The following is a 22,066-nucleotide window of genomic DNA, read 5'->3' as shown; positions in this document are numbered from 1 at the left end:
GGTGTTGATCAATTGATCGTTGTTGCCTTGCATATACGCGGCTGGGCTCATCGCACCGCTTGTCGACAACGTCCCGCTATTGCTGATCGTGCCGCTGCCGCCGAGTATCGATGCCGCGCGCGCGTTGGTGCCGGATGTGCTAACCAGACCGGCGTTGACGAGCGTGTTGTTCAACTGGCCGACGTTCGTTTGTCCCCACGCCGCGGTCATTCCGTAGCCGTTCGGGCCCGCGGTCGTGATCGCGCCGAGGTTGGTCAGCGTATTGCCGCTGCCGTTCGCGGCCATCGCATCGTTGAAGGCACCCGCCGTGTCGATCGTGGCGCCGGCGCCGTTCGTCAACCGATTGCCATTGCCCGCGGCTAGCAGGACCGCACCGCGTTGCGTGCCGGTGCCGCCGCCGCCCGTCAGCGATAGCGTGCCGTTGCTGGTGGCCGTGCTACTCTGCTCGACGCTCAACGCGATCGGGCTGCTTGCATGCACGAAGCTGCCCGATGCGCCGGGCGCGACAATCACCGAGACGTTCGTGCTGCCGCTGCGCGCGATCACGGGCGCAAAGCTGGACCCGCTGCACGTGACCGACGCATTGGACAGCGGAGCGTTGCTGTTGCAAGCGGCGACCGCATGAATCGCGAGTGTTTTCGAAAGTAACAGGAGGCTGCCGGTGCGTACACCGGGCACGTGCTTCTTCTTCACGACCGTCGCCGTTCCACGGAACAGCCGCCATGAGCGGCGGACAAGGTTGCATCGTGTTATATGCGCTGATGCGCGTGCAGGCAAAGATCACATACCTGCAGGCAGACTGGTTAAGCATCCTTATCGTCAACCTTGTTGTTCAGCATGGTTCGGCGACGTTCGATCTTTCACTCTCGCAGCCTTTCACGGTTCGCGGCCGAACGCTTCGCGCAGCTTGCGCTTTGCCTGCTGCAATATATCGCGGCGGCTCTTGGGCAGATTCCGCCCGGCACGGTTGATATAAAAGTTGAGCATCGACATAGCGGACTGAAACGGCGTGCCTTTGCGCCGTTTGCTGTGCGTCGAGGAGCGCTTCAGCGATTCGGCGATGTCCTGCGCATTGCCGGTCTTGAAGATGTCGCGCTCGAGGTCCATCGCGTCGCTGTGCTCCATCACCTCGTGCGACCAGCGGCGCGTTTTGTCGTTCGCGGCGGGTGTGGCCTGCTGCGCCGCATGCTTATGGCGTTGACGCGCGGGCCGGCCGCCTTTGCTGCGTGCGGACGGATGTTTCGCGGCGGACTTGCGCGAGGGGGAACGCGAATGGGTCGTAGCCATGGCGGCGCACTCGCTCAAAGCTTCACGCCGCCGGCCTCGGGCGCATTCGACGAACCGGGAGGAATATCGCCGGCGTCGAATCCGGTCGCACGATAGCGACTGCCTGCGTCGCTTCCCCAATACGGCTCGCGTCCATAGTACTGGTGAATCGAGGTCGCCCAGGTTTCATCCGCCATGGACGGCCAATGATTCTTATCGAAGCCCGGCGCATTTTTCACGCGTTCGGCGGTTAAAGACAGCACGAAGCATTTGCGGTCCGTGTCGAGCGTGAGCGCGCCCCATGGAATGGCCATCAGCTTGTCGCCGATGCCAAGAAAGCCGCCGGTCGACAGCACCGCATACGCGACGCGTCCCGAGCGAACGTCGAGCATGATGTCCTTGAGCTTGCCGATGTCATGGCCATCCGAACTTATGACACGATCGCCATCGAGCGTCGCGGCGGCCATCACTTCAGGTCCCGGCCCATTTGCCATGTCGCGGCCGCTGCCGACGATGTTTGCACCTGTGCTCATCGCGGTTCTCCGAACGTTCTGACATGGAGCGTAGGAGCAACCGACGTTCCTCAGTGGAACGAGTCGATGCACAGCACGGCGTATCAGGGCCGCGCGGCGATTTCGTCGAGATGCAGCAGCAGATCGGCAGGGTCTTCATACACGCGCAGCGCGCCCGCGCCTTCGAGCTCTTCGCGCCCGTAGCCGCCCGATAGCAGGCCGACACCGAGGGCGCGGCAACGGCGCGCCGCGAGCATGTCCCAGATGCTGTCGCCAACCACGACCGTCTGTTCGATCGGCACCGCGAGCCGGTGTGCCGCCGCGATAAAGAGGTCCGGGTCCGGCTTTGCATATTTGACATCGTCGCGCGTGACGACGACGGATTTCGCCGGATCGACGCCGAGTGCCTGCAGGTTGACGGCGGCGGTTTCCATGCGTCCGCTCGTCGCGATCGCCCATTTCGTGCCGCTCGCGTCGAGCGCGGCGAGCAATTCGCGCGCCCCGGGCAGCGGACATACCTGTGCATGGAGCCGGCGGTATGCGTCAGCGTGTTTCGAACGCAAGCGCTCGACACGCTCGCCGCTGATCGCGCCGCCTGTTTCGCGCAGCAGCTGATGTGTGAAGAGGCCCCCGCTCATGCCGATCTTGCGGTGAATCCTCCACACCGAGAGCTCGATGCCTTCGCTATCGAGCGCTTCCTTCCAGGCGAGCACGTGCTGATAAACGCTGTCGACCAGCGTTCCATCGAGGTCGAACAGAAACGACGTGGTAATGCGCATGATGAGATCCCTCAAGTGAATGGACCGTCGTTGGGGCATGTATTGCGATAACGCAACGCGGCCCGGGCCATTTGTTGCTGCGCGAAAGAGTTACGTTGCGCTTGTAAATTGCAGGTACATGCAGAGTGTAACGGGCCATGCGGCGCGTGCGTGGCCGATTGCATACATGACGATGTCGCGCGGATGTTGCGCATACGGACGCCAGGGCGCGGCGGCACAGGGCTTGCTGAAATGGCAGTGCAGGTGACGCATCGCGTCGCGGCCTCGGCCGCACAACAATCCAAGGGAGAAACAGGATGAAACTCACGAAAACACTGCTGGTATCGGCTCTTCTCGCGCTCTCCGGTGCGGCGTTTGCACAAGGCGCGGGCGGGGGTGGCGGCAACTCGGGCGGCGGCTCGTCGGGCGGCGGCGGGGCCGGGATGGCGACGGGCAACGACACGGGCGCCAACAAGGCTGGCCAGAACGCGACGAGCTCGAGCGGCATGAGCCCTTCGCAAATGCAACATCACTCGACGAAGGGCAAGAAGAAGCAGATGAACGATACGACCAACATGCCTGGTGCAAATGCGAGCAGCGACACGAAGGGACAGTAGCTCAGCGGCGAAACGAGAGGCCGCATGAGGGACGAACCTGAGATGACGGCCGGCGCCGGCGCCGGCCCCTCATGAACGGGAGGACAACTCGATGAACGGTGTATTACGCAGCATAGGTATTGCAGCGTCGGTCGTGATGCTTGCGTGCGGCACGGTCGCATGCAAGAAGGCCGATAACAGCAGTGCGGACACAGGTGCCGCCGCGGGCGGCGGCAGCGCGATGAGCGGCCCGGCCGCGGCCAGCGGACCTCTGGGCGCAAGCGGGGCAGCCTCGGCGGATGCAGCTTCGGGAGCTAGCCAGTAAAACGGGGCGAACCTCGGGAACCGGATGGCAGCAGGTGCATCACAACTGCAAGTGCGTGACGATCCGCAGCAACGCCGTGTGCGCGATGGACGCGTACCGGTTTCGCGGCGATCCACCGACGCCAGGCGCCGACTGCATGCGAGGCGGCAGGGGCAAGCGGCACGCTCAAGCATTGTGGAGAGGATCATGCAGTCGAAAACGCATTACCAGGCCAATATTTGCGGCGGCGATTTCCAGCACGTCCAGCAGTGTTTCGAGACGTGGAAGACGCAAACGCTCGTATATCGGCGCAATCAGTTCATGTTTGAAGGAAAGCGCGAAGTGCGGCCTCTCGAAGGTCGCGTATTCGACAACGGCGAGGTCGCGCATCATGTACTCGCGCAGACCTGCCAGCCACGCGATCCGTACGCGATCGCAGCGGAGATACGCGACGGCGGGCGCGATTTGTGGCTCGTCATGGCCGCGTATGAAGAGTGACCGTTTCAAGGAGAGAAATGTATGGCCAATACACCCAATTCGCTCAAGGGTTGCAAGGTTGCGATGCTTGCCGTCGACGGATTCGAGCAGGCAGAACTGCTCGAGCCGCGCCGCGCGCTCGCCGAAGCCGGTGCAACGGTTCACGTAATTTCTGCCAAACCCGGAAAGATTCAGGGATTCAAGCACGTCGACAAGGGCGATGCCGTCGATGTCGATCTGACGTTCGAGAAGGCGATGCCCGACGATTACGATGCGGTCGTGCTGCCGGGCGGCGTTGTCAACGGCGATGCGATTCGCGTGCTGCCGGCGGCGCAGGCGTTTGTGAAAGCCGTCGACCACGCGCGCAAGCCGATTGCCGTGATCTGCCACGGCACGTGGCTACCGGTATCCGCGGGCATCATCGAAGGTCGGACGGTGACGAGCTGGCCAAGCCTGCAGGATGATATTCGCAACGCGGGCGGCACATGGGTCGACAAGGAAGTCGTCGAAGACGGCAACTTCATCACGAGCCGCAAGCCCGACGACATACCGGCATTCAACAAAACGTTGATTGCACAACTATCGCGCGCGGCGGCGTGAGCGCGGCTCGTTCATGAAGATCACATTTTCCGAGGACGCGCCGGATTTCGACGGCTCGAACCTGAAGCTCGCGTTTGTCGCATATGTCGACGGCGAAGCCGTTGCATGCGCGATTACGGCCGAGGCGCTCGAAGACCATTTCGGCGCGAACTCAGCGCAGGAGGACGAGTTGTTGCGCGCCTTCGAACGTGGCCGAGCGCGAATCCGCTCGGTGTGCGCGCAGGCGCTCGAGCGCAACGACGGCGCAAGCGTCGAGCTGCATAGCGGTGTGTTTCGCATGGAAGATGAGTAACGGATCGGGACTCGAAGGTTTCGAAAAAGCGAGGCAAAAAGACGGCGGCCCGTTACAAGCGGCCGCCGCGCGCTTAAACCAGAGACTGGCCCAACCCGAAAGTTTCTCTTACACCCAAAGGTTCTGAGGCGGTGCGTAGCGGTGAGTGAAACGGCGGGACATCGCACGCGGGTCGGCGTGCTCCGGTGCGACGTGGCCCGCTTCGCCGTGCATGTCCTGTTCGGCGCCGCATCCCGCCCGGATCACGCCGGCGCGCGCGGCGCCGCAGCCCGCCGATCGCTGATCAAGTTCCACATGCTCTACATGCTGTTTAACCAGCGGCTCGGCAAGCCGTTCGCGCACCTGCACGGCAGCCGCCGATGCAACGATTGCCGCTAGTACGAGCCACTGTAGGTATCCGACCTTCGACATCGCTTCTCCTTGTCGTTGCTGCCGACTTTTATGGTTTGCCGCGAAGTGTCAGCAAACGACGTGCCTATCGATGCCGGGCACGCCGACTGCGAGGTTCTCAAAGCACGCACCGGCGCGTCGCAGCCCGTGAAAAATGCGCGGCGCGCATTTGCACGCGCCTAAACCCGAAACGAGGAGGTAAAGCATGGCTACCAATGTGATCTCGGTGATCAACGAGTTGATTGAAACTTCGAAGGATGGCGAGCAAGGTTTTCTGAAGGCAGCCGAAGATGCACACGATACGGAACTGAAGGCGTTGCTGCGTTCGCGCGCCGATACCTGTACGCGCGCCGCTCGCGAACTGCAGGACGTCGTAATGCAACTGGGAGGTAAACCCGAAAGTGGCGGCTCGATGTCGGGCGCCTTGCACCGTGGTTGGGTCGATCTGAAGTCTGCGGTCGGCAGCCGCAGCGATCACGCGATCCTGGCCGACTGCGAGAAAGGCGAGGACGTTGCGAAGAAGCGCTATCAGGAAGCGCTCGAAAAGGACCTGCCTGCCGACGTGAGGGCCGTGGTCGAACGTCAATACCAGGGCGTGTTGCAGAATCATGACCGCATTCGCGACTTGCGCGATCAGCATGCAGCGACAAAACGCTGATTCGCGCGGTCAGGACGAGTCAGTGCTACGGTGTCTTACCGCATCTGGTCGATAAAAAAGAGCGCCGGCGCTATTACAGCACCGGCGCTCTTCCTTCTTCAATTGCGAGCCGCTACGTCAGCCGACCCCCAGGTCACTTCCAATCGCGAAACACGACGAAGCTAATGGTGTGCTTCCTCGTTATTCAGACGCGATCTTCAGGTGGTTCTTCACGCCCTTCACGCCGTCGACGTTCTGCGCGACGTCTTGCGCCGCTGACTTGTCATCTGCCGAGGGCACGGAACCCGTCAGCCAGACGATGCCCTTGCGGGTCTTCACGTGGATGTGCGTCGACTTCACGTTCTTCGCACTGAGCAGTTCGGCCTTGACTTTCGTCGTGACCGTGCCGTCGTCGAAATGTTGGCCCAGGGTCTCGGACGACGCCGGCGGTGCCGATGCACCGGTCTGCGCGGTTGCGTTCAGGGCGAACGCGACGCATGCGATGCTGCCTGCGGTCTTGAGGAGCTGGATCGTTTTCATGGGTTCTCCTTTTGCTTGAATTTCGCTTGAATCATCGGAACGCGGTAGTCCCGCGCATGGCGCAGATATCCGCCTCGTTCCTTCTGCAAGCCACGTGCCTGACATAGGCGCCCGACGTGCGCGATGACCGGTGTGCCCCCGCGCGAGCCGCGCAGGCACGGGTACTCCGGCCGCTCGCGCGGGCATGCCGGCGCGCGCCGGCAACGTTGGCGCCCGTGCCGCGCGAGGCATGCCGGCCTTTGCCGGACGCTTGTAAAAAGCACGCAGCGAGAACCCTCAGCAAGCGCCGTGCAAAAACGCAAACCCGAGAAAAAACAGGCGATTGGCGAAGCTGGTACGACAGTTGCTGTTATCGGGCAGAACCGCTTTTCATTGATCAACAGGACCATGTCTACAATGCCGCCTTCAATTGAACTACGAGCAAGGCAGTCGTTCGCGCTTACTCCGCGCCTGCAACAGTCCGTGCGGCTATTGCAGCTGTCGTCGCTCGAATTCCAGCAGGAACTGCGCACCGCGCTCGATACAAATCCTTTCCTCGAGTACGACCCGTCCGCTCCCGAAGAGGGTGGACTGACTGGCGCAGCCGCGGCCGACGGTCAAGTGGCGGCCGAGACGTTGCCGGCAGCGGAGCGCGACGCGGCGCTCGACGGCTCGACGACCGATACGCGCAGCGAAAGCTCGCTGGGCGATGACGTCGGCGGCGACTATTCCGGCGATTCGTATGGCCGCGGTTCGTCGCGCTACAACGGCGACGGCGAAGGCAGCGATCCGGCGGAATGGGCGCGTGTGCAGCCGACCCTCCACGAACAGTTGCATGATGCGCTGCGCCTCTACCGACTCGATGAACGTGACCGCGAGGCAGCACGGGTCGTGATCGAGGCGCTCGACGACGACGGTTATCTGCGCCAGGCGCTCTCCGAGCTGACCGACGTCGTCGAGTTCGATCCGCCGCTCACCGAAGACGAACTCACCGTGGCGCTGCGTCTCGTGCAGACACTTGACCGTCCGGGTCTCGCCGCTCGTTCGTTATCCGAATGTCTCGCGCTGCAGATCGATGCCTTGCCGGCCGATACGCCGGGGCGCGTCATTGCGCGCAAGATCGTCGAGCAGCATCTCGACCGGCTCGCGCGCCGCGAGCATGCGGAGCTCCAGAAGCAGCTCGGCTGCGACGCAGAGGCGCTACGCGTTGCCTGTGCGCTGGTACGCAAGCTCGATCCGAAACCCGGTAATTCGTATGGCCGCAGCGACGAGAACTATGTCGTGCCGGACGTGCTCGTGCGCCAGGTGCGCAACAAGTGGGTCGTGACGATCAATCCGGCCGTCTTGCCGCGGGCGCGCATTCATCGGATGTACGCCGAACTGTTTGCGCAGTCGGCAGGCGCAAGCCGCTCGCCGCTTGCGCAGCAATTGCAGGAAGCGCGCTGGCTGATCCGCAACGCGCAGCAGCGCTTCGACACGATCCAGCGCGTGGCCGAATGCATCGTCGCGCATCAGAAGGCGTTCTTCCAGTATGGCGAGATCGCGCTGAAGCCGCTCGTGCTGCGCGATGTTGCCGACGAGCTGGGTCTGCACGAATCGACGATCTCGCGTGCGACAGGCAACAAGTACATGGCTACGCCGCGCGGCATTTTCGAATTCAAACACTTCTTCCCACGCGAACTCGGCACCGAAAGCGGCGGAACCTGCTCCGCGGCGGCCGTGCGTGCGTTGCTCAAGGAAATGATCGCCGCTGAGAACGTGCGCGATCCTTTGTCGGACGTCACGCTGGCGAAGATGCTCGCGGATCAGGGCGTGCTCGTCGCGCGGCGCACCGTCGCGAAGTATCGGCGGCTGATGAAAGTGCCGCCTGCGGAGATGCGCAGGCAGATCTGAGTCGGTCCGCCCTCGTTCATACATTCCATTGATATCGCACAGCGCCTTGTTTGGCGCTGTGTTTTTTTGTGCGCCTTCCCGAAGGCAGCGGAAACGGCGGCCGCCAGGCCGAAACGCATTCGCCTGCAGGAGACCAGACAGGACCTCGTGCATTGCCAACGGCGTTGCGAATATTCGAATGCTCAAAGCCCTTAAAGGCGTCGGTAAGCCAGCATGAAAGTGAAAGCACGCGACAGGCATTTGAACTGCAGCCCTAATGATGACCTGCAGGATGACCTGCGGATGACCTGCGGATGACGTGCGGGTGACCCGCGGATGGCGTGTAGCCGCGGCGCGACGTTCATCCACGCGCGCTTGCCGTGAGCGCGCACAGCCGATGCGCCGGCGCGGCGCGTCCCCGTGGAATACGCCTGCCCGGCCAGGTGTTTTGCGAGGTGACCAAGGGACGAAAGGTCAGACAGCGTGCGAAGCCCTACCGGCTCTCTAACCTTTGCAGCGAGTTTTCCATGTCCAAACCTTCAAGGATCCTGCTTTACTACGACGGCACCCGCGAAGCGAAAACCGCGCTGCATCACGCAGCCGAGCTTGCGCTTGCGCTCGAGGCGCACACCGACGTGCTCGCAGTCGTCGATACGACGTCGGCGATCGCGGCGACCGGCTGGTACCTGTCGGACCTCGCCTGCGCGTGCGTCCAGGACGCGGCGATGATCACCTTGCGCGAGGCGCTCGACCATATGGAGGGCAGCGGCGTACCCGTGCGTGGCCATATGGCCTGCGGCGACATTGTCGACAGCATTTCGACGCACGCCGGGTTGCTGAACTCTGACATTCTGGTCGTCGGGCATCGCCCGCGCAGCGGTTTTGCCCGATGGTGGAACCGGGGCCTCGCGCACGACGATCTGATGGCGCGCTGCAATGGCCGCCTCGTCGTGACAATTCCTTGTAACTGAGCCTTGTAACTGAGCGGTTCGGCGGTGCGGGTGCTTCGCGCGGTCCGCCGGCGCAGGGGTTTCCACCAGGCCCGACCGCCTGTGCCCGCTGCGCACGCCGTGCGGCAGTCACGCCCCATTCTGACAATGGAATAACGCCGCGCGTTCGGGTGTTATGACGGTTGCAAGTTGCCGCCAGCCGTCGCATGTCCGGCGCGCACTGGGCTGTTTCAGCGTGAAACGGCGGCGGTTTAAGGTATTTGTAAAGCGTGCGCCTGGTGATGCGGCAACCGCTGGAGAACTCGCCACGCCTGCGATATCCAATAGGAAGACAAATGAAAGTTTTCTACGACAAAGACGCCGACCTCTCCCTTATCAAAGGCAAGCAGGTCACGATCATCGGTTACGGCTCGCAAGGCCATGCGCACGCGCTGAACCTGAAGGACAGCGGCGTGAAGGTGACCGTCGGTCTTCGCAAGGGCGGCGCTTCGTGGAGCAAGGCTGAGAACGCGGGCCTGACCGTGAAGGAAGTGGCCGAGGCGGTGAAGGGCGCCGACGTCGTCATGATGCTGCTGCCCGACGAGCAGATCGCCGAGGTGTACAGGAGCGAAGTGCACGCCAATGCGAAGCAGGGCGCGGCGCTCGCGTTCGCACACGGCTTCAACGTGCACTACGGCCAGGTGATTCCGCGTGCGGACCTCGACGTGATCATGATCGCGCCGAAGGCGCCGGGTCACACGGTGCGCAGCACGTACACGCAAGGCGGCGGCGTGCCGATGCTGGTCGCGGTTGCGCAGGACAAGTCGGGCGCGGCGCGCGAAGTCGCGCTCTCATACGCGGCAGCCATCGGCGGCGGCCGCGCCGGCGTCATCGAAACGAACTTCCGCGAAGAAACCGAAACCGACCTGTTCGGCGAGCAGGCCGTGCTGTGCGGCGGCACGGTCGATCTGATCAAGGCCGGCTTCGAAACGCTGGTCGAGGCAGGCTACGCGCCGGAAATGGCGTACTTCGAGTGTCTGCACGAACTGAAGCTGATCGTCGACCTGATCTACGAAGGCGGCATCGCGAACATGAACTACTCGATCTCGAACAACGCCGAGTACGGCGAGTACGTGACGGGCCCGCGCATCATCACCGACGAAACGAAGAAGGTGATGAAGGACGTGCTGAAAGACATCCAGACGGGCGAATACGCGAAGAGCTTCATCATCGAAAACCGCGCTGGCGCGCCGACGCTGCAATCGCGCCGCCGTCTGACGGCCGAGCACCAGATCGAGCAGGTCGGTGCGAAGCTGCGCGCGATGATGCCGTGGATCGCGAAGAACAAGCTCGTCGACCAGTCGAAAAACTAGGCATGGAACGAAACGGCAATATGGGTGGCGGCGACGCGGCCAGCGAAGGTGACGGATGATCGGCCCAACGGATAAGCAGCAGATTCGGGATGGTAAAACGATGACGAGATCTCGAGTGCTGACGATCGACGACGACCCGAAGACGGGCGTGGAAATCGTCGCGGAACTGAAAAACTATGGATTTTCCGTGGACTGGGTCGGCGACGGGCGCGAAGCGCTCGCACGCGCGATCGGCGGTGGTTATGACGCGATCACGCTGGAGCGCATGCTGCCGGGTATCGACGGCATGAGCATTCTTGCCGCTATGCGCACCGTCGGCGTGCAAACACCGGTGCTTATGTTGAACGTTCCCGACGATGTCGACGAAAGGATACGCAGTCTGCGTGCGCGCGGCGATGACTATCTGACGCGCCCATACGACTCGGGCGAATTGATGGCGCGTCTCGAAGGCTTGATTCGCCGTAGCCAGGAGCCCGGCGTCGGCGTTGCCGCACGTGCTGCGGAGACGGTGCTGCGCACGGGCCCGCTCGCACTCGATCTTGCCGCGCGCAGAGTGACGCGCGACGGCGTCGAGATTGCGTTACTGCCGACCGAATGTCGCGTGCTCGAATTCATGATGCGGCGCGTAGGCCAGACCGTGACCCGCATGATGCTGTTCGAGGCCGTGTGGAGCTATCACTTCGACCCGGGGACGAACCTCATAGAAGTTCACATGAGCAAGCTGCGCAAGAAGATTGACATGCCTGGTAAAGAATCGCTTCTCAAGACCGTGCGCGGCGCAGGCTATGTGCTCTCGATATAGACGGTTTAATTACGTATGATTGCGGCGCACGAATTCGTGCGTGGCAGATTTGCTGAATATTTTCTTTTCGTGTCGCACCTGAAAATCGAGGAGCGTCCGTTAGGGATTTTTAGTCACCTTGAACGAACCAACATATTATTGGTTCAGAAAAGACTGAAGTTTCCGGAAGCGTTTTTCCGGAGTTTTTTGCGAAAACCTGACATATGTCGTGCCTTGCATAATTGCACTGCAAAGCGGTTCGTCGGGGAGCAAGGCCGGTTCTTCTTAAACGAATGCTGTTCGGTTGCCGTAACGATGCACTTTGGTTAAGGTCATGTTTGACAAAGAATGCGTTGTTATCGTTGCCTTTCCCCTCGGGTGCGTCGAAGCAGAGCGGTAGCCGGGCGAGGGGGCGGGGCGGCATTACGTAGCAGGCAAAAAATGTATCGCAAGGGTATCGAAATGTCGTCCGTGCGAGCACACTAAACCAGGATCCTGATGGTGCAAAAACGAATGACATTAGGCAAACCGCGTTTATCGCACGACACCGCAAAGGTGGCGCTCGCGATGGTCTGCCGTCATTTCGGGACGGTGCTCTCGCGCAAGCGGCTTACGCTACTTGCGTCTAAAAGAAAGGCATTGGTTTTGGACTTGACTACCCGGAAATTGGCTTGCAATTCGATTGGTGATCAACAATGACTACCTTCGTTTCTTTTTCTAATTGCGTTAGCCGGGTTGAGAAAGGATGCGCCAGCAAACGTTTGCGATCGACGCTAAACTTCGTCTGCCGCCGATCTCCGCGAATTAACGCGGAGTCGGCAGAACAGAAACGTCACGCGAGGAATTACGCCGATGAGCGTCGCAGATTTTCCCAGCATCCTTCCAGAATTGCTGCCGAGGTTGTGGGCGTTCGCGCTACGCATCTCTCGAGATCAGCACGATGCGGAAGATCTGGTGCAACGTGCATGCCTTCGCGCACTCGAGCGGGCACATCAACTAAAGCCGGATACTTCTCCGTTGAGCTGGATGTATTCCATCGTGCACACGACGTGGATCAACGAATTGCGCGCGCGCAGCGTGCGCAGTCGTACAAGTGCGGAATGGGACGACAGCTACCTGGAGACTGTCGCCGATCCTTCCGCGCCGGATCCTGAAGCCGACGCGCTTAACCGGCAGATCGTCCGCGCGGTCGAGCGATTGCCGGATGCGCAACGCACCGTTATGCTGTTGGTAGTTGTCGAAGGGCTTAGTTATCAGGAGGCGGCCCAGGTACTCGGAGTACCGGTAGGCACCATCATGAGCCGTCTGTCGCGCGCGCGGCAGGCCGTTGGGAGTCAGTTCGGCACGCGACAAGACCAAAAAGTGAAAGACAGCATCAAAGGGTAAGGAGACGGGGAATGAAGATTGACGACATCCTGTTGTTGTCGTACGTCGACGGCGTGCTGCCGGCCGATCAGAAGCAACAGGTTGAAGAGGGGATCGGGTCGTCGGCTGAACTCGCGGAACGTGTGGCATTGCTACGCGCGTCTCGGCTACCTTATCAGCACGCATTCGCGCACCAGAACTTGCCTGAGGTGCCCGAGCGTCTGATAGAGCTGGTGAGTCGCATCTCGCGCGGCGATGTCCATGCGCAATACGATGACCAGATCGACGCGTCTACCGCGAAAGCTGATGAAATACGCGTGCACGCGAATCCCGCTGGCTCGCCTCCAGCTGACGTACCGCCCGCGTGGCAATTGTCGCGCCGCGCACCGTTTCGCGTCGCGCCTGCCTGGCTTGCGGTCGCGTTCGTTGCGGGCGCATTTTGCTGGGGTGCGGTGTTCAGGCTCGCAGCGGATTCGCGCGCGGGGGCGGGCATGTTCGATGGCACGCCGCTCGCCTCGTTGACGGGCAGCGCCGCATCGCCGTGGGTCGTGGCGGCTGCGGGCTACCAGCAACTCTATGCGCACGAAACGCTTGCGGAAGTGCAACCAGACATGGTGCAGTCCGCACGCATCGTCGACGAGATCCGCCAGGAAGATGGCCTCGACGTGCATGTGCCGGATCTGAGCGCATCGGGTCTCACGTTCAAGCGTGTGCAGCGCCTGCGCTTTCACGGCAGACCGCTCGTGCAGATCGTGTATCTGCCGGCATCCGGCTCGCCGGTTGCACTGTGCGTGACGAAAGAGGCGAAGCCCGATCACCCGATCGCCGAGCAGAGGATCGACGATATGAGCGTGGTGACATGGAGGCGTGGCCAGCTCGGCTACGCACTGATCGGTAAAAGCGATGGCATTGCGTTGCCCGACCTCGGCAAGATGCTGGCCGAGAGTCACAACAGCCAGCTATTCGGTAAGGCATCGTTTGATTCGCTGTTTGCCAGCATGACCTGATACTACGCGCCATGCCGCATGCGCTGCGACCATGTCGCGCCCAAGAATGAATGGCGTGACCCGGTGGGGTGTTGCGCTGGGTGGCCGCGCGTTCACATTACGACAGCCGATAACGTGCCTGACAGTTACATCGGCTTTGCGAAGGTGCCCTGTAGCCTGCTCTACAAAGTCTAACGGATTAGCGTACGCGCATATTCTCTATTTTCGCAGAGGATTTCGTGCGAGATGAAGAGCGCGCCACACGCGGCCGGTGGCGGGTCCAGGTCACGAGGCAGCGCATACAGAGTTTCCCGCTTGGCGTTTGTGCGGCAAGACCGCTTATATCGGTCGGGGCCGCTTGTATCAGTTCATCACGCGACATTGCCCGCGACGATACTGAACTGCGGGCTTCTGCCTGATCCACGACCGCCTTGCATCCATTCGCGTACGGAAGCCGTCATTTCCTCGACGACTCCCAACGTGTCTTCATGATCGACGCTGAACTCGAGCATCAGGCCATTCGGATCCTTGATGTATAGCGACGTGCAAAAGCCATGCTGGAGCATCAGCGGCTCATATCCGGCTTTTGTCAGACGCCGCTCGATTTCGTCCTGTGTGGACGCCGCGACGAGCAGCGAGATATGCACGAAGAGCGACTGCTCCTTTTCCTTCCACGCCGCCTGTTTTTCGGGATCGTCGAACGTGAAGAACGCGAGCGTGCTGCCGTCGCCGAGTTCGTAAAACGCGTAACCGAGGTCGACGCATGTTTTGCCGATCCGCTCGGATTCGACCTCATAGGCGACCAGCGGCAGGCCCAGAATCGTTTCGTAGAAGTGGCGCGTTTGCTGATGGTTGTCCGTCGTGAAGGCATGGTGATGCAAACGCGTGGGAAGCTTCTTCAACGGCCGCACGGCCTTTTCGAACACCGACTGATTCATCATTGCTTCAACTCCTTTGCTGCTGGATGTAAACACGAGGTGGCGCCCCTTGCGCCTTGCAGCTTTGCCGGCACGCAACCGGGCCGTACCACCCGCGACGCTCCGATCCTGCTCTACGTCAACATGCACGCTGCTCAGCTAAAACAACTGGGACGGGCGATTATTCCTGGCGATTGGCGCGCTGCCGTCGTGAACGTCGACTCACGTGGAAAGGTGCTTCGCAACCCGCGCACGCGACGTATCCGTAAGGGAATATCGCAGCGCGGTCGCGAAGTAGTCCGTGTGTTTCCAATACGGAATAGCAGCGCTTCATATGCTTGTCATGCTGCGCTGCATTGCCGAACGCATTACAGCAGGAATGCGCAATCCGACGAAAGCGCCGCGAAAACAGGCGGAATCGGAGCGGACCTGATCGCACGCTGAACGATGCGGTACCGCTTACGATGGTGCGCGTGCCGTTGGAAAGACATCAGAGGAGGAGATCGACAAAGTCGCGCGTTGCAGGCGGCGTCGTCCAACGCTCCAGGCACGGACGTCAGACCGTACTGTCAGATCGGCCGTGGTTCGGCTGTTATTACGGACACTGAATGAAATGCCCGTGCGCGCCATGTGCGCGGCGGTCACGTTCGCATGGCTTCGTATCGTGCCGAAGATGAAGACATTTCTCGCGCGGCATCCGGAACTGGATGTCGACGTCGTGCTCGACGACCGCCACATCGATCTGCTGGAACAGGGCGTCACCGCCGCGGAAGGCGTGCGCGCCGCAGTGCTTGCCGATATGGGAGTCGCGGTGGCCTCGGAATGGATGTTCGGGCCGGAACTGGCGAGCGGCGAGGTACGGGCGGTGTTGACCGAACAGGCGCTGCCGGCAGTCGATTTATGGGCCGTGTTCCCGACGCGGCGTATGGCGAGCGCAAAAGCACGCGCTTTTACGGCATTTTTCGAAGAGGCGCCTGGTGCGGGCGGAACGGATAGCGCGGAGACGTCCGCGCCGGCATAAGTAACGGTATCGGTTATGAGCGCGGGCACCGCATCACGCGCTATATCGCCAAGCGTACCCGTCGCCTTTGCGCATCACGCGCCCCATCGACGACTCCGGAAAATGCGCGGTAAACAGCAGTGCATCGCGTTTGACCGCGTAGTCGAGCAGCCACCGCCGCGAAGTGCGTGCGCGTGCTTCGTCGAGCGCAAACGTCGAGCACCATTCGGGTCGATACACCTGCAACGGATTGTGCATGACATCGCCGCAAAAAAGCGCTTCATAGCCGTTCGAGCGAATCGAGATGGCCATATGCGCGATGCTGTGCCCAGGCGTCGGGTGAAACACGACGCCGTCGAGAAACTCGCCGCCGGTCTCGGGAATCATGACCGCCTGATTCGCCTCGATCACGGGCAATACGCTGTCTTCGAACACCATCCTGCGGCTCGCGCCTGCGCGCGTCGCAAAGAAATCCTTTTCCGCTTGCGGAAACACGTACTTTGCGCGGCCGAACGTCGGCATCCAGCGGCCGTCGACGAGATGCGTGTTCCAGCCGACATGGTCCGCGTGCAGATGCGTGAGCAGCACGTAGTCGACATCGTCGGGTTGCACGCCCGCATGCGCGAGGCGCTCGATAAACGAGGTCTGCAACTGGTCGAAGCGAGCATTGAACGGACGGTACTTGCCGTTGCCGATGCCGGTGTCGATCAGCAGCGTGTGTCCGCCTGTGCGGACCACCCACGTATGCACGTTCAATATCACTTCCTCTTGCCGCACGTCGAGCGTGGCCGGCGACAGTAGCCGCCCCAGTTCGGCGCAGCAGATCGTGCGCCAGTTCGGATAGAGGAATGACAGCGGAAGCGCAAACGTGGTTTCAGTGACGCGGGTAATCGATACGTCGCCGATCTGATGGGTAACGGTACTGAATGCCAATTTTGCCTCGGGACATCGAGCCTCGGCGTGCGGCCCGCGCAATCGTGTGCGCAAGGCGCCGCATGCCGTTGCCGGGAAAAAGACTCATTGTTGGCATTCGGATCGCGTGCGTCTTGCCAATTCGCACAGCGTTTGTTCGATACGCAGTGGTAGCGGATGGCGGATCACGCGATATAGGAAATTTTCACATCCTAACTGCGGCGCGTGCGCCACAGATCGCGCACATAGCGCACGGCGCGCGCCCAGGGCGGATCGGCGAACAGCACGAAAGCGCCGGCCGCGAGACACCCACATGCCAGGAAGGTGCCGCGATAACCGATGCCTGCGACGAGCAGGCCGGACAACACGCCTGAAAGAATCGAGCCGACGCGCGAGGCGTTGAAGAAAAGCGCGGTGGCCGCACCGGGCTTGTCAGGCATCAGGTCCTGGATATACGTCATGCCGAGGCATGAGGTGACCGCGACGACAAACGCATTGAGTCCCTGCATCGGAATGAGCACGTCGATCGAGCCGGCTGCGGCCATCGCGATGAAATAGATCACATGCACGATGCAGCAGGCGGCGAGCCAGCGCATCTTGTTCAGCGTCGCGCCGCGTGCGCCGAGCGCGAGCATCATCGGAATCTCGAGGAACGCACCGAGTCCGAGCATGATCGACACGTCGATGCGCGCGCCGTGCATCCCGTGCACGATGTAAAGCGGCAGCACGATCATCGTGGCGTTGGCGGCGAGTCCGATCAGCGTCAGTGCGATAACCGAACGCCAGATCTGGCGCGTGGACGCACCCGGATGCGTGTAATCGGGCTGGACAGGCTCTTCCGGTTCAGGCGTCGTGATTTCGAGCGACGACGCCGGGTCGCCGGGAACATGTTCGGGCGCGCTATGCGGCTCGCCGCCCGGTACCTCGTGCATGCGCCAGATAATCGCGGCGCATCCCGCAAAGCTTGCGGCCGCGAACAGAAAGAGCCCGTGAAAGTTTGCTGCCGCCAGCACGAGCGCGCCGAGCGACGGCCCGAATACCCATGCGACCGACAGCAGCGTGCGCAGCGTCGCGGTGGCAAACGCGCGCTCGGCCTCGTCGCGCACCGGCAGTGCGGCGCGCCCGAACGAAAACACCAGGGAAAGCGCCGAGCCGCCGGCACCGAGAAACACGATGCCGATGCCGAGCAGCGCATGATAGTTGCGTACGAAACAGATCAGCAGATAGCCGAGCGCCGAGAGCAGCAGCGCCGCGAGCAGCAGCGGACGATGGTGCCCATGGCGGTCCGACCACTTGCCGGCCCATGCGCTGATTGCGACGCCGCTGGCGGCGATCAGCGTCATGAAGACGCCGAGCATGAGCGGCGTCATCTGCGCCTGCTCGACGCCGAACAGCGACAGATACGGTGCGGTGAACGACATCGCGACGCCGAGCATCAGCGTCGCGGCAGCGAGAGGCAGGAAATGCGCAATGCGGGCGAGTTCGACGAGTCGGGCGTTCATTGATACCGCAGTTACTGCATGGGACCCGAGTAGGCGCCAAAGCGCCAACGCGGGTCGACATGAGGGGGCCGGTGCGCTGCGGGCGGCGCATCATGCGAGCGGGCAAGGCGGCGCGCAAGACCGCGTCGCACCAAACCCTCATGCACGCTGCATCGCGCGCCGATCCGCTCGCAGCGCCGCCGTCGAATCGGCACAGTTCCGATTCACACGACCCACGCAGCGACATCCGCCGGTCCGACCTCGCGATTGCCCAGCACGAAACGCGCATTGTCCGGCGCGTTTGCTCGCCATGCAACCTCGCCGTAGTTGAAAACGAACTGCAGGCGGCCCAATCGCTGCAAACGTACGCCTTCCGGCAGCGTCGTTACGCCGATTCCAGCGTCGCGTGCACAGAGCGCGAGCAGCGCGCGCAGCGACGCGTCGTCGAAACAGGCGGTGGCCATGCGCGTGCGCCCGGCCTGCACGACCGCGGGCAAACCATCGTCGAATACCGCGGTGACCGTTGTGCCGTCGCCGGGTTCGACGTGATCGCGCCAGCGCAACGCATGCCCTGCGACGCCGTCGATCGTTACCGCCGGGCGCAGCGTCGGCCGCATCGATTCGCTCTGCAGCACGCGTACGTTCAACGCGGCCTGCAACGGGCCCGGAGGCAGCGTCGCGGGAATCGTGAAGTCGCGCGTTCTCGAACCGGTGCGCGGGCCGAATAGCCATTGCGCATGGCCGCGTTCGATCTGCGCGAGGAGGCTGTCCGGCACGATCGGCAACGACGGCGTCACGACGAGCGCGTAGCCCGATACATCGGCGTGTGGCGAGAGGATATCGACGTCGATGCCCATCGAGCGAAAGGCGCTGTACCATTCGAACACGCTGCGCTGATAGTCGAAATCGGCGCCGTGCCGCTGGATCTGCACGATCCAGTCGGCTTCGTAATCGAACAGCAGCGCGACCGGCGCGCGTTGCTGTCGCGCGTTGCTTGCATTCGCAACGAATTCGGAATCGAATGCCGCGACCTCGCGCGCGACACGCGCAATTTCATGACCGCCGGCAGTCAGCGTGTCGTCGGGCGCATTGATGCCCGAATGCATCTGCTCCTGCGCGAACGGTGCCTGACGCCAGCGGAAATACGATACGAGCTCGGCGCCGTGCGCGAATGCTTCCCATGTCCAGAGTCGCGTCATTCCGGCTTCCGGGATCGGGTTATAAGGCGCCCAGTTGACCGGCCCGACCTGCTGTTCCATTACCCACATGCGACCTTTGCCGACGCCGCGATACAGATCGTGATTGAACGACGGAATGTCCGGATGGCCGCTTCTCGCCCAGCGATGCTTGACGTCGTCGTCGAACCACAGCACTTCGGTGCGCGGAATCGGATAGCTGTCCCACGCTGCCACGTCGAGACCGCTCTTCGCGAATTCGAAGTGATCGAAGGCGGTAAAAAAACCCATGAAGTTATGCAGCAGGTCGCGCCCGGGCGCATGTTCGCGGATCAGGCTGCCTTGCAGCGCGTGAAAGCTCGCGGTTTCGGCGGACATGAAGCGCCGGAAGTCGAGCCAGTGGCTCGGGTTCGCGTCGGTCGGCGTGCGGTTCGGCAGGCCGATTTCGGCGAAGTCGCGGTACTCCATGCTCCAGAATACGTTGCCCCACGCATCGTTCAACGCACGGATCTCGCCATAGCGGTGCGCGAGCCATTGCGTGAAGCGCACGCGCGCGGCCTCGGTATAGGTCGGCACCGTGTCGTGGCAGCCGAGTTCGTTATCCGTTTGCCATGCGACGACGGCGCGATGCTTGCCGTAACGCCGCACCATCTGCTCGACGATGCGCGCGCAATGTGCGCGATACACGCCGCTCGAAATGTCGTAGTGACGGCGGGAACCGAAGTTGTACGTCATGCCGTTCTGCGCGACGGGCAGGATCTCCGGATGCCGATGAACGAGCCACATCGGTGGCGCGGCGGTCGGTGTGCCGAGCACGATTTCGAGACCGTGCTGCGCGAGCACGTCGATCACCGTGTCGAGCCATTCCCATTCGTAACGGCCCGGTTCCGGCTCCATCCGGCTCCACGCGAATTCTGCGATGCGCACGCGGCGAATGCCGAGTTCGGCCATGCGGCGCGCGTCGCTGTGCCATTTCTCGCGCGGCCATTGCTCGGGGTAGTAGCAGACTCCTAAACGCATGAGTGTCTCGCTTTCGTATCGATGAAGCGTTGATGTCGAGAGGCACGCCCGCGCTGAACCGCGCACGCGCGTAAGCGTGCGAAGCGGTACGCATCGGCGCGCCGGCGGGAATTTTTCCGGTTGGCCTAACCTTTCGTCGCGCCGAACGTGAGGCCCGCGACGAAGTGTTTCTGCATGGCGAAGAACATCAGGACCGACGGCAGCGCGGCGAGTATCGAGCCGGCGGAAACGAGATTCCACGCGGTGGTCCACTGGCCGCGCAAGGCCGCAACGCCTACGGTGATCGGCGCGGCATCGTCGCCTTGCGTGAGGCACAACGCCCAGAAGTAGTCGTTCCAGATGAACGTGAAGACGAGAATGCCGAGTGCGGCAAGCGCCGGACGCACGAGCGGCAGCACGATGCGCGCATAGATGGCCCATTCGCTCGCGCCTTCGACGCGCGCCGCTTCGATCAGTTCATACGGCAGTTCGCGAATGAAGTTGCGCAGAAACAGCGTGCAAAAGCCGGTCTGGAATGCGATATGAAACAGCATCAGCCCCCAGACGGTGTTGTAGAGCCCGAGGTCGAGCGTGAGTTGCCGCACCGGAATCATGAGGATCTGGATCGGCACGAAGTTGCCTGCGACGAAAATCGCAAGCAGCAGCATGTTGCCGCGGAAACGATAGTTGGCGAGCGCGTGGCCGGCCATCGACGCGAGAAAAATCGACACTGCCACCGCCGGCAGCGTGATCAGCACGCTATTGAGGAAGTAATGCAGCATCGGCGTCTGCGTGAGCGCTATTTTGTAGTTCTCGACGAGCGCGAAATGCTGCGGCCAGCCCCAATAGTTGCCGGCTGAAAGCTCGTCGCTCGAGCGGATCGATGTGGTCAGCACCGCGATCAGCGGCAGCAGCCACAGGAGCAGCGCGAACGGCAGCGACACCTTGTACAGCAGACGGTTGGCGGGGCGCCAGCGCGAAACGGGCATCGGATACATGGCGGGTCCTCACGATTCGCTGCGCACGAGACGGCGCAGCTGCCAGACAATAAAGGCAAGCATGATCAGGAACAGCACGACGGCGATCGCGGCGGAATAGCCGTCGCGGTAGTACTTGATCGCCTGGTCGTACATGTAATAGGCGAGCACGGTCGAGCTGTCGAATGGACCGCCGCCGCTCATCACCGAAATCAGATCGAAGCTGCGCAGCGCGCCGATCACGGTCAGCACGAACGCCATGAACGTGGCGGGGCGCAATTGCGGCAGGATGATGTGCCACAGCAGCTTGATGCCTTGCGCACCTTCCATGCGCGCGGCCTCGATGATTTCGCTATTGATGCCGGTCAGGCCCGTCAGATAGAGAATCATGCAGAACGGAATTTGCGGCCACAGTGCAGCGAAAATAATGCCGTACGTCACATAGCGCGGATCGCCGAGCACCGGTATGCCGTGGCCGATAATCAGCTTCAGCAGGCCGAACGTGGGGTCGTAAAACCAGCTGAACACGAGGCCGACCACCACACCCGGCAGCACGAACGGCGCGAAAAACAGCGACTTCACGAGCCTTATGCCGCGCACGTTCTGGTTCAGATAGAGAGCGAACGCAAGACCGATCGGCGGTGCGAGCAGAAACAGCACGAGCCACAGCACGTTGTTTTTCAGCGCGACGTAAAACGTGTCGGTCTGGATCAGCTCCGCGTAGTTCGCGAAGCCGATGAACGTGCGCGGCGTCATACCGTCCCAGTTGTAGAAGCTGAGCATGATGCTGTTCAGCACCGGGTAGACAACATAGATCGCAAAGATCAACGCGCCAGGCAGCAGAAACATCAGCGCCGCGCGGTTGCGTCTTTTGTTCAGCGGCGACTGGCTTTTGCGGCGAACGCGGCTTGCGCTTGCGGCGTGATCGGACAAGGTAGTGGACATACG

At 62.0% G+C, this 22,066-nt stretch carries 22 protein-coding genes and 1 pseudogene; 13 read left to right on the top strand and 10 right to left on the bottom strand.

All coding sequences use genetic code 11. From position 1 onward, the window contains the following. Positions 1–876: 876 nt before the first annotated feature. From QYH69_RS03345 to QYH69_RS03335, 3 genes are all read right to left on the bottom strand, one after another. A complete protein-coding gene (locus tag QYH69_RS03345; RefSeq protein ID WP_308830497.1) occupies positions 877–1,287 on the bottom strand; it encodes a DUF3175 domain-containing protein in 411 nt (136 codons plus the stop codon). 14 nt (positions 1,288–1,301) lie between these two features. Then, positions 1,302–1,799: a PRC-barrel domain-containing protein gene (locus tag QYH69_RS03340; protein WP_308830496.1), complete on the bottom strand. Its 498-nt coding sequence runs from the start codon at positions 1,797–1,799 to the stop codon at positions 1,302–1,304. An 83-nt stretch (positions 1,800–1,882) separates the two neighbouring features. Further along, positions 1,883–2,557 (bottom strand): HAD family hydrolase, encoded by a 675-nt coding sequence (locus QYH69_RS03335; protein ID WP_308830495.1) that lies wholly within the window; start codon positions 2,555–2,557, stop codon positions 1,883–1,885. Between the two features lie 296 nt (positions 2,558–2,853). Between QYH69_RS03335 and QYH69_RS03330 the strand changes: the two genes are divergently transcribed. The 6 genes from QYH69_RS03330 (at position 2,854) to QYH69_RS03305 (ending at position 5,853) form a co-directional block, all read left to right on the top strand. Next, complete coding sequence (locus tag QYH69_RS03330; RefSeq protein WP_308830494.1) at positions 2,854–3,153, top strand: hypothetical protein; 300 nt, start codon at positions 2,854–2,856, stop codon at positions 3,151–3,153. 490 nt (positions 3,154–3,643) lie between these two features. After that, the gene (locus QYH69_RS03325; protein ID WP_308830493.1) at positions 3,644–3,934 is read left to right on the top strand and encodes a hypothetical protein; all 291 of its coding nucleotides are present in this window, start codon (positions 3,644–3,646) and stop codon (positions 3,932–3,934) included. A gap of 21 nt (positions 3,935–3,955) precedes the next feature. Continuing rightward, positions 3,956–4,513 (top strand): type 1 glutamine amidotransferase domain-containing protein, encoded by a 558-nt coding sequence (locus QYH69_RS03320; protein WP_308830492.1) that lies wholly within the window; start codon positions 3,956–3,958, stop codon positions 4,511–4,513. 13 nt (positions 4,514–4,526) lie between these two features. Next, positions 4,527–4,805, top strand: coding sequence for a DUF1488 domain-containing protein (locus QYH69_RS03315; protein WP_308830491.1), 279 nt, complete (start codon positions 4,527–4,529; stop codon positions 4,803–4,805). 141 nt (positions 4,806–4,946) lie between these two features. Next, on the top strand, positions 4,947–5,183 hold the full coding sequence (locus QYH69_RS03310) for a hypothetical protein (RefSeq protein WP_308830490.1): 237 nt from the start codon (positions 4,947–4,949) through the stop codon (positions 5,181–5,183). 217 nt (positions 5,184–5,400) lie between these two features. Next, on the top strand, positions 5,401–5,853 hold the full coding sequence (locus QYH69_RS03305) for a PA2169 family four-helix-bundle protein (protein ID WP_308830489.1): 453 nt from the start codon (positions 5,401–5,403) through the stop codon (positions 5,851–5,853). Positions 5,854–6,033: 180 nt separating this feature from the next. On the opposite strand, the gene QYH69_RS03300 is transcribed toward QYH69_RS03305, so the two are convergent. Beyond that, positions 6,034–6,372 carry a BON domain-containing protein gene (locus QYH69_RS03300; protein WP_075160892.1) on the bottom strand — a complete coding sequence of 113 codons (339 nt, stop codon included), beginning with the start codon at positions 6,370–6,372 and terminating at the stop codon, positions 6,034–6,036. A 396-nt stretch (positions 6,373–6,768) separates the two neighbouring features. On the opposite strand from QYH69_RS03300, the gene QYH69_RS03295 reads away from it, so the two are divergent. The 6 genes from QYH69_RS03295 (at position 6,769) to QYH69_RS03270 (ending at position 13,678) form a co-directional block, all read left to right on the top strand. Beyond that, entirely contained in the window at positions 6,769–8,244 is a 1,476-nt protein-coding gene (locus tag QYH69_RS03295) for an RNA polymerase factor sigma-54 (RefSeq protein ID WP_308830488.1), read from the top strand. A 506-nt stretch (positions 8,245–8,750) separates the two neighbouring features. Further along, on the top strand, positions 8,751–9,194 hold the full coding sequence (locus QYH69_RS03290; protein ID WP_308830487.1) for a universal stress protein: 444 nt from the start codon (positions 8,751–8,753) through the stop codon (positions 9,192–9,194). Between the two features lie 314 nt (positions 9,195–9,508). Continuing rightward, a complete protein-coding gene (ilvC, locus tag QYH69_RS03285) occupies positions 9,509–10,525 on the top strand; it encodes a ketol-acid reductoisomerase (protein ID WP_308830486.1) in 1,017 nt (338 codons plus the stop codon). Positions 10,526–10,625: 100 nt separating this feature from the next. Beyond that, positions 10,626–11,327, top strand: a complete 702-nt coding sequence (locus QYH69_RS03280; protein ID WP_308830485.1) for a response regulator transcription factor — start codon at positions 10,626–10,628, stop codon at positions 11,325–11,327. Between the two features lie 831 nt (positions 11,328–12,158). Beyond that, a complete protein-coding gene (locus QYH69_RS03275; RefSeq protein ID WP_075160886.1) occupies positions 12,159–12,692 on the top strand; it encodes an RNA polymerase sigma factor in 534 nt (177 codons plus the stop codon). Positions 12,693–12,703: 11 nt separating this feature from the next. Further along, on the top strand, positions 12,704–13,678 hold the full coding sequence (locus QYH69_RS03270; protein ID WP_308830484.1) for an anti-sigma factor: 975 nt from the start codon (positions 12,704–12,706) through the stop codon (positions 13,676–13,678). A 350-nt stretch (positions 13,679–14,028) separates the two neighbouring features. Here QYH69_RS03270 and QYH69_RS03265 read toward each other — a convergent pair whose 3' ends face one another. Continuing rightward, entirely contained in the window at positions 14,029–14,598 is a 570-nt protein-coding gene (locus QYH69_RS03265; protein ID WP_308830483.1) for a VOC family protein, read from the bottom strand. A 610-nt stretch (positions 14,599–15,208) separates the two neighbouring features. On the opposite strand from QYH69_RS03265, the pseudogene QYH69_RS03260 reads away from it, so the two are divergent. Then, positions 15,209–15,595 (top strand): annotated as a pseudogene (locus QYH69_RS03260) (LysR substrate-binding domain-containing protein); the annotation flags it as partial. A 33-nt stretch (positions 15,596–15,628) separates the two neighbouring features. Here the strand turns inward: QYH69_RS03260 and QYH69_RS03255 are convergent. The 5 genes from QYH69_RS03255 to QYH69_RS03235 form a co-directional block, all read right to left on the bottom strand. After that, positions 15,629–16,507, bottom strand: coding sequence for an MBL fold metallo-hydrolase (locus QYH69_RS03255; protein ID WP_308830482.1), 879 nt, complete (start codon positions 16,505–16,507; stop codon positions 15,629–15,631). Positions 16,508–16,698: 191 nt separating this feature from the next. Next, positions 16,699–17,988 (bottom strand): sugar efflux transporter, encoded by a 1,290-nt coding sequence (locus tag QYH69_RS03250; protein WP_308830481.1) that lies wholly within the window; start codon positions 17,986–17,988, stop codon positions 16,699–16,701. A gap of 203 nt (positions 17,989–18,191) precedes the next feature. Continuing rightward, positions 18,192–20,162 (bottom strand): beta-galactosidase, encoded by a 1,971-nt coding sequence (locus QYH69_RS03245; protein WP_308830480.1) that lies wholly within the window; start codon positions 20,160–20,162, stop codon positions 18,192–18,194. A 125-nt stretch (positions 20,163–20,287) separates the two neighbouring features. After that, complete coding sequence (locus tag QYH69_RS03240; RefSeq protein WP_308830479.1) at positions 20,288–21,139, bottom strand: carbohydrate ABC transporter permease; 852 nt, start codon at positions 21,137–21,139, stop codon at positions 20,288–20,290. A gap of 9 nt (positions 21,140–21,148) precedes the next feature. After that, positions 21,149–22,063 carry a sugar ABC transporter permease gene (locus tag QYH69_RS03235; RefSeq protein WP_308830478.1) on the bottom strand — a complete coding sequence of 305 codons (915 nt, stop codon included), beginning with the start codon at positions 22,061–22,063 and terminating at the stop codon, positions 21,149–21,151. Positions 22,064–22,066: the final 3 nt, after the last annotated feature.

It is taken from the genome of Paraburkholderia sp. SARCC-3016 (genome assembly GCF_031119615.1).
Lineage (GTDB): Bacteria > Pseudomonadota > Gammaproteobacteria > Burkholderiales > Burkholderiaceae > Paraburkholderia.
The sequence above is the reverse complement of the archived record's forward strand: the minus strand, read 5'-3'. Positions and strand labels throughout refer to the sequence as shown.

Coding starts and splice junctions, on each gene's coding strand:
- QYH69_RS03295 (WP_308830488.1), top strand. CDS start 6,769: ATGCCGCCTTCAATTGAACTACGAGCAAGGCAGTCGTTCGCGCTTACT.
- QYH69_RS03290 (WP_308830487.1), top strand. CDS start 8,751: ATGTCCAAACCTTCAAGGATCCTGCTTTACTACGACGGCACCCGCGAA.
- QYH69_RS03250 (WP_308830481.1), bottom strand. CDS start 17,988: ATGAACGCCCGACTCGTCGAACTCGCCCGCATTGCGCATTTCCTGCCT.
- QYH69_RS03280 (WP_308830485.1), top strand. CDS start 10,626: ATGACGAGATCTCGAGTGCTGACGATCGACGACGACCCGAAGACGGGC.
- QYH69_RS03265 (WP_308830483.1), bottom strand. CDS start 14,598: ATGATGAATCAGTCGGTGTTCGAAAAGGCCGTGCGGCCGTTGAAGAAG.
- ilvC (WP_308830486.1), top strand. CDS start 9,509: ATGAAAGTTTTCTACGACAAAGACGCCGACCTCTCCCTTATCAAAGGC.
- QYH69_RS03240 (WP_308830479.1), bottom strand. CDS start 21,139: ATGTATCCGATGCCCGTTTCGCGCTGGCGCCCCGCCAACCGTCTGCTG.
- QYH69_RS03320 (WP_308830492.1), top strand. CDS start 3,956: ATGGCCAATACACCCAATTCGCTCAAGGGTTGCAAGGTTGCGATGCTT.
- QYH69_RS03300 (WP_075160892.1), bottom strand. CDS start 6,372: ATGAAAACGATCCAGCTCCTCAAGACCGCAGGCAGCATCGCATGCGTC.
- QYH69_RS03275 (WP_075160886.1), top strand. CDS start 12,159: ATGAGCGTCGCAGATTTTCCCAGCATCCTTCCAGAATTGCTGCCGAGG.
- QYH69_RS03340 (WP_308830496.1), bottom strand. CDS start 1,799: ATGAGCACAGGTGCAAACATCGTCGGCAGCGGCCGCGACATGGCAAAT.
- QYH69_RS03345 (WP_308830497.1), bottom strand. CDS start 1,287: ATGGCTACGACCCATTCGCGTTCCCCCTCGCGCAAGTCCGCCGCGAAA.
- QYH69_RS03235 (WP_308830478.1), bottom strand. CDS start 22,063: ATGTCCACTACCTTGTCCGATCACGCCGCAAGCGCAAGCCGCGTTCGC.
- QYH69_RS03245 (WP_308830480.1), bottom strand. CDS start 20,162: ATGCGTTTAGGAGTCTGCTACTACCCCGAGCAATGGCCGCGCGAGAAA.
- QYH69_RS03330 (WP_308830494.1), top strand. CDS start 2,854: ATGAAACTCACGAAAACACTGCTGGTATCGGCTCTTCTCGCGCTCTCC.
- QYH69_RS03335 (WP_308830495.1), bottom strand. CDS start 2,557: ATGCGCATTACCACGTCGTTTCTGTTCGACCTCGATGGAACGCTGGTC.
- QYH69_RS03315 (WP_308830491.1), top strand. CDS start 4,527: ATGAAGATCACATTTTCCGAGGACGCGCCGGATTTCGACGGCTCGAAC.
- QYH69_RS03305 (WP_308830489.1), top strand. CDS start 5,401: ATGGCTACCAATGTGATCTCGGTGATCAACGAGTTGATTGAAACTTCG.
- QYH69_RS03270 (WP_308830484.1), top strand. CDS start 12,704: ATGAAGATTGACGACATCCTGTTGTTGTCGTACGTCGACGGCGTGCTG.
- QYH69_RS03325 (WP_308830493.1), top strand. CDS start 3,644: ATGCAGTCGAAAACGCATTACCAGGCCAATATTTGCGGCGGCGATTTC.